15 protein-coding genes are annotated in these 13086 nt (G+C 63.7%); 9 read left to right on the plus strand and 6 right to left on the minus strand.

Going from position 1 to position 13086, the window contains the following annotated elements; genetic code table 11:
* Nucleotides 1-5 precede the first annotated feature (5 nt).
* On the plus strand, nt 6-578 hold the full coding sequence (locus tag EP837_RS03780) for an arsinothricin resistance N-acetyltransferase ArsN1 family B (protein ID WP_066524583.1): 573 nt from the start codon (nt 6-8) through the stop codon (nt 576-578).
* A gap of 69 nt (nt 579-647) precedes the next feature.
* On the opposite strand, the gene EP837_RS03785 is transcribed toward EP837_RS03780, so the two are convergent.
* From EP837_RS03785 to EP837_RS03800, 4 genes are read right to left on the minus strand one after another with little or no spacing between them, the layout of a single operon-like run.
* Nucleotides 648-1634, minus strand: a complete 987-nt coding sequence (locus EP837_RS03785) for a nucleotidyltransferase domain-containing protein (protein WP_066524585.1) — start codon at nt 1632-1634, stop codon at nt 648-650.
* A complete protein-coding gene (locus EP837_RS03790) occupies nt 1631-2494 on the minus strand; it encodes an HprK-related kinase A (protein WP_066524587.1) in 864 nt (287 codons plus the stop codon). The genes EP837_RS03785 and EP837_RS03790 overlap by 4 nt, the downstream gene beginning before the upstream one ends.
* Complete coding sequence (locus EP837_RS03795) at nt 2491-2775, minus strand: HPr-rel-A system PqqD family peptide chaperone (RefSeq protein WP_066524588.1); 285 nt, start codon at nt 2773-2775, stop codon at nt 2491-2493. Before EP837_RS03795 ends, EP837_RS03790 begins: the two co-directional genes overlap by 4 nt.
* A 59-nt stretch (nt 2776-2834) precedes the next feature.
* Nucleotides 2835-3269, minus strand: a complete 435-nt coding sequence (locus EP837_RS03800; RefSeq protein ID WP_066524589.1) for a hypothetical protein — start codon at nt 3267-3269, stop codon at nt 2835-2837.
* A 98-nt stretch (nt 3270-3367) separates the two neighbouring features.
* On the opposite strand from EP837_RS03800, the gene EP837_RS03805 reads away from it, so the two are divergent.
* The 7 genes from EP837_RS03805 to phoB all read left to right on the plus strand — a co-directional run bounded on the left by EP837_RS03805 (nt 3368) and on the right by phoB (nt 10692).
* On the plus strand, nt 3368-4621 hold the full coding sequence (locus EP837_RS03805; protein WP_066524591.1) for an ATP-binding protein: 1254 nt from the start codon (nt 3368-3370) through the stop codon (nt 4619-4621).
* Nucleotides 4622-4774: 153 nt separating this feature from the next.
* Nucleotides 4775-5833, plus strand: coding sequence for a substrate-binding domain-containing protein (locus EP837_RS03810; RefSeq protein WP_066524592.1), 1059 nt, complete (start codon nt 4775-4777; stop codon nt 5831-5833).
* Between the two features lie 9 nt (nt 5834-5842).
* Complete coding sequence (gene pstC / locus EP837_RS03815) at nt 5843-7237, plus strand: phosphate ABC transporter permease subunit PstC (protein WP_066524594.1); 1395 nt, start codon at nt 5843-5845, stop codon at nt 7235-7237.
* A complete protein-coding gene (pstA, locus tag EP837_RS03820) occupies nt 7234-8478 on the plus strand; it encodes a phosphate ABC transporter permease PstA (protein ID WP_066524595.1) in 1245 nt (414 codons plus the stop codon). Before pstC ends, pstA begins: the two co-directional genes overlap by 4 nt.
* 5 nt (nt 8479-8483) lie before the next feature.
* Nucleotides 8484-9272, plus strand: coding sequence for a phosphate ABC transporter ATP-binding protein PstB (gene pstB / locus EP837_RS03825; RefSeq protein ID WP_066528620.1), 789 nt, complete (start codon nt 8484-8486; stop codon nt 9270-9272).
* 20 nt (nt 9273-9292) lie between these two features.
* Nucleotides 9293-9988, plus strand: a complete 696-nt coding sequence (gene phoU / locus EP837_RS03830) for a phosphate signaling complex protein PhoU (RefSeq protein ID WP_066524598.1) — start codon at nt 9293-9295, stop codon at nt 9986-9988.
* 2 nt (nt 9989-9990) lie between these two features.
* Nucleotides 9991-10692, plus strand: a complete 702-nt coding sequence (gene phoB, locus EP837_RS03835; protein ID WP_066524599.1) for a phosphate regulon transcriptional regulator PhoB — start codon at nt 9991-9993, stop codon at nt 10690-10692.
* A gap of 208 nt (nt 10693-10900) precedes the next feature.
* Here phoB and def read toward each other — a convergent pair whose 3' ends face one another.
* Together def and recR are read right to left on the minus strand one after the other, a co-directional pair.
* Nucleotides 10901-11431 (minus strand): peptide deformylase, encoded by a 531-nt coding sequence (gene def, locus EP837_RS03840; RefSeq protein ID WP_066524602.1) that lies wholly within the window; start codon nt 11429-11431, stop codon nt 10901-10903.
* Between the two features lie 31 nt (nt 11432-11462).
* A complete protein-coding gene (recR, locus tag EP837_RS03845; protein WP_066524604.1) occupies nt 11463-12059 on the minus strand; it encodes a recombination mediator RecR in 597 nt (198 codons plus the stop codon).
* Between the two features lie 117 nt (nt 12060-12176).
* Here recR and fmt point away from each other — a divergent pair, with 117 nt between their 5' ends.
* Nucleotides 12177-13085, plus strand: coding sequence for a methionyl-tRNA formyltransferase (gene fmt / locus EP837_RS03850; protein ID WP_066524606.1), 909 nt, complete (start codon nt 12177-12179; stop codon nt 13083-13085).
* Nucleotide 13086 lies beyond the last annotated feature (1 nt).

The raw sequence follows: 13086 nt of genomic DNA on the forward strand, positions 1-13086 counted from the left end.
TAGGGATGCTGACGATACGCAAGGCCGTTGTGGAGGATGGCGCGACCCTCGCGGCGATCTATGCGCCCTATGTCTCGCAAACCGTGATCTCGTTCGAAACCGTGCCTCCTACCGCAGAAGAGTTCAGTGCCAGGATCGCCAATTGCCTCCCCGCCTACCCCTGGCTCATCGCCGAGATGGGCGGCCAGACGGTCGGCTATGCCTATGCAGGACCACATATTGGCCGCGCGGCCTATAATTGGTCGGCGGACATATCGGTCTATCTCGCTGCCGATCATCACCGCCAGGGCATCGGCCGAAATTTGTACGACGCCTTGATCGCTCTATTGCGTCATCAGGGCTATCATGCGCTGTTCGCAGGCATAACCCTGCCCAACGAGGCGAGCGTCGCCATCCATAGCGCTATCGGCATGCGGGAAGTCGGCATTTATCGGGAAGTCGGTTTCAAATTCGGCCAGTGGCATGATGTGATGTGGATGGGCATGACCATCTCACCGCCCGCTCGACCCACGGCTCCGCCCACGCCCTTCTCGGCGCTGGCCAACATTCAGGACATCGTTCCCCATCTGGCCGGTTAAGGTGCTTCCGTTTGCCCTGAGCTTGTCGCGGGGGTGCTCACCAACCCCGCCTTAAGGCCCGGCACCATCCTAAACCGGCCGGTGCCCCTTGCGCCATTTCGTCACTAGATGCCGCGCCAGCATCATCGGCGGCATCCGCAGCCAGTGCGAGCGCACATAGAAGGCAAAGCGCAGCAGCTTGCGCGTCTCGCGCCCCCACCCATCCCGAGCGAGCAACCGCCACATCACCACATGATCCCAAAGCGTCAGCCGCTCACCCCGCTCGCGACCATAAAGCACCGCCGCCAGCCGCCGCGCCTGCGCAACATGGCGGCTGATCCCATGCCGCTCCGCCCGCTCTTCCAGCCGCCCCAGGTCCGCCTTCTCCAAGAGGCAATGGATATCCCACAGGTTCCGCAAGCCGCCCGCCATATCCCCATCCGCGAGCAGATGCGCGACCGAATGGCAGACCATGTCCTCGGGCGACAAAATAGATAATCGTTCTGTTATCGAAACGGAATCGGCCAACATCGCCTCGGCATCGGGGCTCTGCCGCGCCGTCAGCGGCAGGATCGTATGATGCACATCGATCATCCGGTCCCGCTCCCGATGGATCATCGGCGGCAGTTCATGCATCCACTGCCGGTAATAGGCATCGTCATAGGCATCCTCCTTTACCCATTCCCAGCCCGCCGCCTTCAATCTTTCCTCTATTTCATTCATCATTTCGCGGGGCGCCAGGATATCAAGGTCGCCAATGAACCGCCCCTCGCCCGCCGTCAGCCCCGCCGCAACATATGCGGTCCCTTTGAGCAACAGCACCGGCGCACCCAGCGCTTCGGCGGCTCGGTCAGCCTCCCACAATGCCTGCCGCGCTTCCCGCTCCGCATCCAGCCGCGCATCCGCCAGTATCGGCCGGACCGCTTGGGGTGCCTGCGCCGCATCAACCCTCACCGCCAGCGTTCCGATCAAGCGCTCCGCCCGCGCCGCCGCGATCAGCGCATTCCACGCCGTCGCATCCAGCCTGGCCACCGTTACAGGCTCCCGCAAAGCGCGCACCAGCGCCGCCCCGCTCATGCAAGCTCCTCCCAAAGCCGTTCGACCATGGCGATCGCCGCATCCCCGGAAGGAAAATCGATCGCCCGCGCCGGAACGCCCTGTACGAAGCGAGTGAGTGCGCCAAAGCCCGCCTCTCCCAGCGCGACATAATTGGTGGACGCTTGAGTCAGCCGCATGAAGACTTCCCCCTGCCCGACCGGCCGCACGTCCGCGCCATGACCAAAACGGGGAAACAGCAGCAGCGCAGGCTGCGCCCCTTCCCCCATCCGCCCCACCGCATCTGCGCGTGGCACGAGATGGCGTATGTCTCCCTTCGCCGTTCCGCCAAGCAACGGCCCCATCCGCTTGTCAGGCGCCTCTGCCGCGATCACCCTGATCGCGCCATTCTTCAGCGATACAAGGCGGGGGAAAGGAAACACTGCCCCGCTAACAAGGTCCAGCAAGGCAAACTCGTCACCCATCAGCCGCCAGCCCCGCTCGCCCAATTGCGCCGCCAGAGTCGATTTGCCGGAACCCGATTCGCCGGTCATCACCAGCGCGCGTCCGTCCTTCTCAACGCTCGACGCATGCAGCAGCAGATGCCGCCGCCACCCCAACGCCATCTGCAGGTTCATGCCCATCTCCGCCGCCAGCAGGCCATGGGCCAGGCTCATGGGCGCGGCATCGGCCAGGCCATGGTCGCCAGTGATGAAGATCGAAGGCCGCACCCACCGCCGCAGCAGGCTCGTCGGCTCCAGACGAACGGTAAAATCAGCCACATCGCCATCGACCTGGGGATAATCGTCATAAAGCGCCGCCAACAGCTCAACCGGCTGCCGCCAGGCGGAGCCGATGCGGAAGGACGCAGGCCCGATCTTCAGGGAAAGCTGATGCCTCATGCGCGCCGCACAACACCAAGGGCCGTCAGTCCGGCCAGATGCGCTTCGATCTCTGCAATCGCCTGCTCCGGTTCGCCCAGGTCATAGCGCCGCTCCAGCCGCGCATGCACCTGCGCAGCCGTTACGGGGGAGTCATCCTCGCCCAGCGCGTCCAATATCTCGGGAACCGGGCTGATCACCATATGCGTCTGCCCCGACGACCGATGGTAGAGGAGCGTGATATCCTCCAGCACGCACAAGGCGGCGTTGCTGTCCTGATGATAACGGCGCTCTGCGGTCACGACCTGCCCTTAAACTATCTGGCGTCGCTCCGCTGTAGCGCGAAGGAGTAAGCAGGTGCCTAACGCGGCATTTGCAACGATGCGTAGCAGGTAAAGCCGCTCGTACCCGACTGGAGCCGCCGAATATAATTCAGATAGGCCTGATTCTGTTCGTAGCTTGTGCCGGGCAGCCGCCCGCCGCGCAGCGCTTGCTTGACCTGCTCACCAGTATAGCTGCGGCCTTGGGCCGGGAATGCCCCTGCCGTCCCCGCAGGAACCAGCTGTCCATTAGGCGCGACATAATTGCCCGCCCGGCCCTGATCCGGCACGGGAATGGTGCAGTTGAGAACGGACGCCGCCGTATTGGCCAGCGCGGGGCGAATGGACACGATCGCCGAAGCAGCGACGGCTCCACCCATCAGCAACTGGCGACGCGAGGGCGCGCCACCATAGTCTTCCCCCGCACCAGCAGCGGCGGGATCGGAAACATGCGGTTCTGGCAATTGCTCGCTCATATCCTCTTGATCCGCTATCGCCCTTGCCAAAGCGTAAAGAATCCACGCTATTGCGCCAGCCATCGCAGCAAAGCGGCCAATAATCCAGCATGGTAACCATGAATCGACTGACCATTTCCCAAATCACCGCTTCGCTTGCCGTGCTGTTTCTGGCGACCGGAAGCGCGTTGCTGACAGGCGCAACCGTCTGGGCGATCGCCCTGCCTGTCCTCGCGGGACTGGCGATCCTCCTGATCACCTCGCAGGGGCCAGCGCCCAAGCCAAGCACGCCTTCGCCTGCTGAGGAGAGCGCGGACATCGTTGTCCACCCCGACTTTGCCGACCTGCTGGAGGGCATAGCCGATCCACTGATGCTGATCGAGCGCGGGCGGATCATCCGCGCCAACCGAGCCGCCCAACGGCTGCTCGGCGCGCATATCGAAGGGGAAGACGCACGCATCGCCATCCGCCACCCCGCCGCCGCCGAACGATTGGCGAGCCTCGCCCCAATGGCGGAGCCGGTGATGCTGGAGCTGGTGGGCCTGGGCACCCGCGATCAGCGTTGGCAGATGCGGATCGCGCCGGTGGGGAGCGACGGCTCCATTCGCCGCCTCGTCCACCTCGCCGATCATAGCGGCGCACATGCCGCCGAAAAAATGCGGGTCGATTTCGTCGCCAATGCCAGCCACGAACTGCGCACACCACTCGCCGGGATATTGGGCTTTATCGAAACGCTGGCCGACCCCGATCTCGGCCGCGACAACGAAACGCGCCAGCGCTTCCTGAAGATCATGGATGGGGAAGCGCGCCGGATGCAGCGACTGATCGACGACCTCATCTCCCTATCCCGCATCGAGGCGGAGAAATATCGTGTCCCCGACAGCCCGGTCGATCTGTCCGGGCTGGTGGCAGAAGTCGTCGGCGTGTTCCGCACCAGCCATGGCGATCGCGGCCGCGAGGTGGAAATGGAGATCGATCCCGCGCTCCCCTCGGTGGCCGGCGACCGGGCGCAGTTGTCGCAACTGCTCCACAATCTGATCGGCAACTCCGTCAAATATGGCAAGGCTGGCACGCCGATCCGCGTCAGCCTGACTGAAGGGCCAAGCGGCATGACCCGGCTCTGCGTCGCCGATGAAGGTGAAGGCATCGGACCGGATCACCTGCCGCGGCTGACGGAGCGCTTCTACCGCGTGGATTCGGGCCGCAGCCGCGCGATCGGGGGCACCGGACTCGGCTTAGCGATCGTCAAGCATATCGTGGAACGGCATCGCGGCCGGCTCGACATTGCCAGCATCTTGGGCAAGGGCACCAGCATCACCGTCCTGCTGCCGCCGATGGCCCCTGAAGAAAAAGTCGCCACATCAAAGCATTGACCAAAAATTTCCGCCTGCAGCCATGGCTCCAGGCCGCTATGTCATAAAAGTGCAATTGGACTGTCACAAAGGCGCGATGTACCGCGGCTACGGCGCGTGCCCAGAGGGGGGCGGCGACTGCGAATCGCGGCCTTTTGACAAAGGAGATTACCCGTGAAGCATTTCGCCTTGCTCGCCGCGACCGCCGCGGCCGCACTCACGCTCGCCGGCTGCGGCGATCAGTCCTCTGGTGGCGGCGCTGGCGGCACCCGTGACCAGATCCGGGCGGTTGGCTCATCCACCGTCTATCCGTTCGCCACGGCGATCGCGGAGATGTTTGTGCAGGGCAATCCCGGCATGAAATCCCCAATCATCGAATCGACTGGCACCGGCGGCGGCATGAAGCTCTTTTGTGCGGGCGTTGGCGCTCAATATCCCGATATCGAGAACGCCTCACGCCGCATCAAGAAGTCGGAGTTCGAGGACTGCCAGAAGAATGGCGTCAAGGACATCATCGAAATCCAGGTCGGCGTCGATGGCCTTGCCTTCGCCGAGGCGAAGAACGGCCCCGGCCTGAAGCTGACGCCCAAGATCGTCTATGAAGCGCTGGCCGCCAACCCCTATGGCAAGGGCCCGAACAAGGCAGAGACTTGGAAGGATGTGGACCCCAGCCTGCCCGCCACGCCGATCAGCGTGTTCGGCCCGCCGTCCACCAGCGGCACCCGCGATTCCTTGGCCGAGTTGATCCTGACGAAGGGCTGCGAAACCGATCCGGCCATGAAGGCGCTCAAGGAAAAGAGCGAGGACGAGTTCAAGGCCACCTGCACCCGCGTTCGCGAAGATGGCAAATATGTGGACTCGGGCGAGAATGACAATTTGATCGTCCAGAAGCTGGGCGCTAATCCCAACGCGCTCGGCGTCTTCGGATACAGCTTCCTGGAAGAGAATAAGGACACGCTGAAGGACGTCACGATCAACGGCGTCGAAGCGACCTACGAAACCGTCTCCACCGGCAAATATCCCGGCGCGCGCGCGCTCTACATCTATGTGAAAAAGGCGCACATGACAGCGATCCCGGGTCTTCAGGCGTTCCTCAACACCTTCGCTTCCAACTGGAATCCCGATGGCGCGCTCACCAAGCGGGGCATGGTCGCTGCGCCGGACGATGTTCGCAAGGCGAGCGCCGAAACGGTCAAGTCGCTTGCCGTTCTCGACGGTTCGCAGCTGAAATAAGAAAGACAGATGACAGGTCCTGCAATCCTCCTGCTGCTGGCGGGCCTTGGCGCAATCGCCTGGGTCAGCGCCCGCGCCCGCGCGCTGCGGCTACAAACCGGAGCCCGGGCGTCCGGCCGCCGCGACGCCGTGCATAGCCTGCCAGGCTATCATGGCTGGTATGTCGCGCTGTGGACACTGATCCCGGCCGCCATTTTCCTGGCGGTCTGGGCGAATGTCGCCCCCGGCCTCATTACCCAGGATGTGCTGAGCAGCCCGGCGGCGCAGAGCCTGCCCACCGATGATTTCTCGCGCTCCGCCATTCTGGGCGAGGCGCGGGCGATCGCGACGGGCAAGCAGGCTGGGGCGTTCAACCCGCTCTCGCAGGGCCTTGTTGATCCTTATAAAGCCGCCACCGGCAAATATGGCATGGCGGGCGCGGCCCTCGCGCTGGTCCTCGCCTTTGCCGGTGGCGCTTACGCCTTCACTCGGGTCCGTCCAGACTTTCGCGCCCGCACGCGGGTCGAGCGGCTCGTCATGGCGATGCTGCTGATCGCCTCGCTGCTCGCGATCATCACTACGCTCGGCATCGTCGCCTCGCTGCTGTGGGAAAGCTTCCGCTTCTTCTCGATGGTGAACCCCATCGACTTCCTCTTCGGCACCAAATGGAGCCCGCAATCCGCCGCCATGGGCTATGGCAATGAGGATGCGTTCGGTGCCGTACCGCTCTTCTGGGGCACGATCTTCATCGGCGCGATCATCGCCATGATCGTCGCCATCCCGCTGGGCCTCATGAGCGCCATCTACCTCACCCAATATGCGCAGCCGCGTGTACGCAAATGGATGAAGCCCATCCTTGAGGTGCTCGCGGGCGTACCAACGGTGGTCTATGGCTATTTCGCCGCGCTCACCATCGCGCCAGCCCTGCGCGACTTCGCCGTCGCCATCGGCATCCACAGCGCGAGTTCCGAAAGCGCGCTGGCCGCCGGTCTCGTCATGGGCGTGATGATCATCCCCTTCGTCTCCTCAATGGCCGACGACAGCATCGCCGCCGTGCCGCAGTCCATGCGCGACGGCAGCCTCGCCATGGGCGCAACCACCAGCGAGACCATTCGCAAAGTCCTCATCCCCGCCGCCCTGCCCGGCGTCGTCGGTGGCGTCCTGCTGGCCGTCAGCCGCGCCATCGGCGAGACGATGATCGTGGTGATGGCTGCGGGCCTGTCCGCCAACCTCACCTTAAACCCCTTCGCCAGCGTGACGACGGTCACGACCCAGATCGTCCAGCTACTGACCGGCGACCAGGAATTCGACAGCGCCAAGACGCTTGCCGCCTTCGCGCTCGGCCTCGTCCTGTTCATCGTCACCCTGCTGCTCAACATCGTGGCCCTGCGGGTCGTGAAGAAATATCGCGAGGCTTACGAATGACCGCCACCCGCACCCCCACCGACTGGAAGTCGGACGCGATGCGCAAGCGGATCGCCCGGCGCTACGCCGCCGAGCGCCGCTTCAAGCTGGCCGGTCTCTTTGCCGTACTGCTCTCCGCCGCATTCCTGGCCTTCCTGCTCTTCACGATGCTGGGCAACGGCCTGCGCGGTTTTACTCGCACAGAGATCGCGGTGAAGATCGACTTCCCTGCCTCTCCGCTGCTGCTCGATCCCGACGCCATCACCGATCAGTCGCTCGCCAACGCGAACCTGCCGATGGTGACGGGCGAGACGGTAAAGAAGGCGCTGGGCGCGGACGCAGAGGAATGGGTTTCCTCCACCGCCTGGACCGTCCTGCGCGACAGGATCAAGGCGGACCCCAAGATCCTCTCGCGCACCGAAACGATCGCGCTGCCCGCTTCCACAGCGATCGACCTTGCCGCCAAGAGCAACGCGTCGCCGGAGGCCGAAGCTGCCGTGGATCGCCTCAACAAGGCTGGCCTGCTCTCCACCGGGATCAACTGGAACTTCCTGTCCGCCAGCGACGGCACCGATCCGACCCAAGTCGGCATCTGGGGCGCGTTCAAGGGTTCGCTGCTGACGATGCTCGTCACCCTGGCGCTCAGCTTCCCGATCGGTGTCGCGACCGCGCTCTATCTGGAAGAATATGCCCGCAAGAACTGGCTGACCGACATCATCGAAGTGTCGATCAACAATCTTGCCGCCGTTCCCTCGATCATCTTCGGCCTGCTGGGGCTATCGATCTTCCTCAACTTCCTGCACCTGCCGCGCTCTGCGGCGCTGGTCGGCGGCATGACGCTGGCGCTGATGACCATGCCCGTGATCGTCATCGCCGGACGCAACGCCATCAAGTCGGTGCCGCCCAGTATTCGCGACGCTGCGCTCGGCATCGGCGCTTCGCCGGTTCAGGTCGTATTTCACCACGTCCTTCCCCTCGCCCTGCCCGGCATTCTCACCGGCACCATCATCGGCATGGCGCGCGCGCTCGGGGAGACGGCTCCGCTGCTCATGATCGGCATGCGCGCCTTCATCGCCACGCCGCCGGGCGGCATCACCGATCCTGCGACCGTCCTCCCCGTCCAGATCTTCCTCTGGTCGGACGAAGTCTCCAAGGGCTTCGTCGAAAAGACCTCCGCCGCCATCATCGTCCTGCTGGTGTTCCTGCTCGCGATGAACGGCCTCGCCATCTACCTGCGCAACAAGTTCGAAAAACGGTGGTAAATATGATGCACGAACCACAAACCCTGGTGCCTGCCACCGAAACCAAGATGACCGCGCGCGATGTAAAGGTCTTCTATGGCGAGAAACAGGCGATCAAGGGCGTCTCCATCGACGTCGATATGGACAATGTCACCGCCTTCATCGGCCCGTCGGGCTGCGGAAAGTCGACCTTCCTGCGCACATTGAACCGCATGAACGACACCGTGGCGAGCGCCCGCACCGAAGGCACGATCACGCTCGACGGCGAGGATATCTACGCCCCCAGCATGGACGTGGTGCAACTGCGCGCCCGTGTCGGCATGGTGTTTCAAAAGCCCAATCCGTTCCCCAAGTCGATCTACGAAAATATCGCCTACGGCCCGCGCATCCACGGCCTGGCCCATGGCAAGGCAGACCTCGACGTCATCGTCGAAAAGTCGCTCCGCCGCGCTGGTCTCTGGGACGAAGTGAAGGATCGCCTCCACGACAGCGGCACCGCGCTTTCGGGCGGCCAGCAGCAGCGCCTTTGCATCGGCCGCGCGATCGCGGTCGAGCCCGAAGTCATCCTGATGGACGAGCCCTGCTCAGCGCTCGACCCAATCGCAACGGCCAAGATCGAGGAACTGATCCACGAACTGCGCGGCCGCTACGCGATCGTCATCGTCACCCACAATATGCAGCAGGCCGCCCGCGTGTCGCAGCGCACGGCCTTTTTCCACCTGGGCGAACTGGTCGAATATGGCGTGACGTCGGACATCTTCACCAATCCGAAGCAGGAACGGACCAAGGACTACATCACCGGACGCTACGGCTGATCGGAGCGGAGAGAAAAGACATGGCTGAACATACGATCAAGGCGTTCGACGAGGAAATCGACAAGCTGCGCGGCCTCATCGCTGAAATGGGCGGCCGCGCCGAAGCAGCCATCGAAAGCGCGATGCTGGCCCTCCAGCGCCAGGACAAAACCCTCGCCGCGCAAGTGGTGGCCGACGACAAGCGCATCGACGCGATCGAGGCGGAGGTTGAAAAGCTGGTGATCCAAGTCATCGCCCTGCGCGCGCCCATGGCCAACGACCTGCGCGACGTGATCGCCGCGCTTAAGATCGTGGGCGTGGTCGAGCGGATCGGCGATTACGCCAAAAATATCGCCAAACGCGTACCGCTGATCACCGCCAATCAGCGCACGCTGGAGCCGGTCTCGCTTCTCCCCTCCATGGGGCAGGTCGCAGCCGAAATGGTGCATGACGCGCTCAACGCCTTCGCCGCGCGCGACGCCGATCTGGCGCTGGCCGTGATCGAGCGCGACACGGTCGTTGATGATTTCTACAATAGCGTCTTCCGCACGCTCGTCACCTATATGGTCGAAAATCCCAAGACCATCAGCGAGTGCGCGCACCTGCTCTTCGTCGCCAAGAATATCGAACGGATCGGCGACCACGCCACCAACGTCGCCGAGATGGTCTATTACGCCGCCACCGGCCAGACCGCGCCGGACCGCGAACGCGGCGGCTCCCAACCGCTGGAGGATTGAGCATGGCGAGAGCCAAGATGCTTCTGGTCGAAGATGACGCGGCGCTCGCAGAACTTCTCATCTGGCATTTCAAGCGAGAGGATTTCGAGGTCGCCCACACCGTCGATGGCGAGGAGGCTCTGCTCCTCGCCCAGGAAAATGTCCCCGACATCGTCCTGCTCGACTGGATGGTGGAAAGCCTGTCCGGCATCGAAGTCTGCCGCCGCCTGCGCCGCATGAACGGCACGGCGAACGTCCCTATCATCATGCTGACGGCGCGCGGCGAGGAAGAAGATCGCGTCCGCGGCCTAGAAACGGGCGCGGACGACTATGTCACCAAGCCATTCTCTCCCCGCGAACTCGTCGCCCGCGTCGGCGCGGTCCTGCGCCGCGTCCGGCCAGCCCTTGCTGGAGAAACGCTGACCTTCGCGGATGTCGAGATGGACACGGTAGGCCACAAGGTCCGCCGCGGCGGCCAGGTCATCCCGCTCGGCCCCACCGAATTCCGCCTGCTCAAACATTTCCTGGAGCATCCCGGCTGGGTCTTTTCGCGCGAGCGCCTGCTCGACAGCGTTTGGGGACAGGATAGCGACATCGAGCTACGCACCGTGGACGTCCACATCCGTCGCCTGCGCAAGGCGATCAACGCGGACGGCAAATATCGCGACATCATCCGCACGGTGCGCTCGGCGGGCTATGCGCTGGATACGGATGGGGTGGGCTGACTTGCCCTGCTCTTGAGGGAAAGGGAGCAGAGCCAGACTTAAATAAGCGGACATTCAGCTTCCCTCTCCCGCAGGCGGGAGAGGGAGGGGTCCGCCGCGAAGCGGTGGGAAGGTGAGGGTCGGTCACGCAGAACACCCTCGTGCAACTGCGCCTAGCCAGCAAGCTGGCAAGCTTCGTATCCTTCTCCCGCCAGCGGAAGAAGGATGTTCAAGCCGCCTTGCGCGCCTTGCTCAGCTTCTTCAGCAGCATATCCCGCTTCAGCCGCGACAGGTGATCGACGAACAGAACGCCCTGCAAGTGATCCATCTCATGCTGCAGGCAGGTCGCGAGCAGGCCTTCCAGCCGCTCCTCATGAATGCGCCCATCGCGGTCCATCCAGCTGGCGCGAATCGTCGCGGGCCGTTCCACCTCAGCGAACTGTTCGGGCACCGACAGGCAGCCTTCATTATAGACCGACAGGTCTTCCGACGTTTCAAGAATTTCGGGATTGATGAACACCATCGGCTTCTTGACCCCCGGTGCGCCCTCTTCGTCCGATTCGGGTTCCTGCAGGTCGATCACGAGCACCCGCTTGGGAACACCAACCTGAATCGCCGCCAAACCAATGCCCGGCGCGTCATACATGGTCTCGAACATGTCATCGATCAGACGCTGCAGATCGTCGTCGATCGCCTCCACCGGTGACGAAATGGTACGCAGGCGCGGATCGGGCGCCTCTAGGATCGGAAGAATGGCCATGACCGTAAAATAATCCGACAGCGCCGAAAATTCAAGCGACCGGGCGCCTGGCCCGCAATGCTTGCGCCAAAGTGCCCTCGTCCAGATAGTCCAACTCGCCGCCCACCGGCACGCCATGGGCCAGTTGCGTCAGCCGCACCGGAAAACGCTCCAGCCGTTCGGCCAGATAATGCGCGGTCGTCTGCCCCTCCAGCGTCGCATTCATCGCCAGCACGACCTCGTCGATCCCGCCCGCCTCAACGCGGGACACCAGCGCATCAATGCTCAAATCCTCCGGCCGCACGCCCTCAAGCGCCGACAGGCGACCGCCCAGCACATGGAAGCGACCGGGGAACAGCCGCGATTTGTCCAACGCCCACAGGTCCGCCACATCCTCCACCACGCACAGCGCCCGTGCATCGCGGCGGGCATCGACACAGATGCCGCAAGGATCAACCGTATCGACATTTCCGCATATACCGCATGTCACGAGCCGGTCATTCACCGCGTCCAACGCGCGCAGCAGCGGCTCCAGCGCGCTCTCGCGCTTCTTAAGCAGATGCAGCACGGCGCGCCGCGCGGAACGCGGGCCAAGGCCGGGCAGGCGGGACAGCGCCTGCGTCAGCGCTTCGATCTCGGGAGAAGCCATGGAACCGAGATAGGGGCTTGCAAGTCCGGGGTCAAAAGAGTTGAGAGACGTCCTTGGAAATACGCCTTAAGCCTATTCCCGAGGCGGCTCCGGCCGGAACCCAACAAAAGGCCCGCCATGCGCATCATCTATATGGGAACCCCCGATTTCGCCGTCCCCGCGCTCACCGCGCTGGCAAAGGCTGGCCATGAAATCGTGGCGGTCTATAGCCAGCCGCCCCGCCCCGCCGGACGCGGAAAGGCGCTGCGCCCCTCACCCGTTCACAGCCAAGCCGAACAGATGGGCATTGAGGTGCACACGCCGCTCTCCCTGAAAGACGCGGAGGTCCAGGCCGCCTTCGCCGCGCTCAAGGCCGACGTTGCGGTGGTCGCCGCCTATGGCCTGATCCTCCCCCGCCCGATATTGGAAGCGCCTCGCTTCGGCTGCCTCAACATCCACGCCTCCCTGCTTCCCCGCTGGCGCGGCGCAGCGCCGATCCAACGCGCGATCCTGTCAGGCGACAATCTTAGCGGCGTCACGATCATGGATATGGAAGCCGGGCTCGACACAGGCCCCATGCGCGCCAAGCATGTCACGCCGATCGAGGACAAGACCGCAGGCACGCTTACGGACGAACTGGCGCAGGCAGGGGCGAAACTGATGGTCGAAGTGCTGGAGGACCTTCCCGCCCATCCGCCCATGCCCCAACCGGAGGAAGGCGTCACCTACGCATCAAAGATCGACAAGGCCGAATCCCGCATAGACTTTACCCGCGATGCACATCAGGTCGAACGACAGGTCCGCGCCTTCAATCCCTTTCCAGGCGCCTTCTTCGAATATCGCGGCGAACGCTTCCGCATTCTCGCTGCTCATGTGGAGGAACATGGCGGCGCGCCGGGCGAATTGCTCGACAACAGCCTGCTCATCGGCTGCGGCCACGGGGCCATCCGTCCCACCCTCATCCAGCGCGCAGGCAAGGGCGCAATGTCACCCGGAGAACTGCTCCGCGGTTATGACATGCCAGCGGGCAGCCGCGTCGATGGCTAGC

The organism is Sphingobium sp. EP60837 (assembly GCF_001658005.1).
Lineage (GTDB): Bacteria > Pseudomonadota > Alphaproteobacteria > Sphingomonadales > Sphingomonadaceae > Sphingobium > Sphingobium tyrosinilyticum.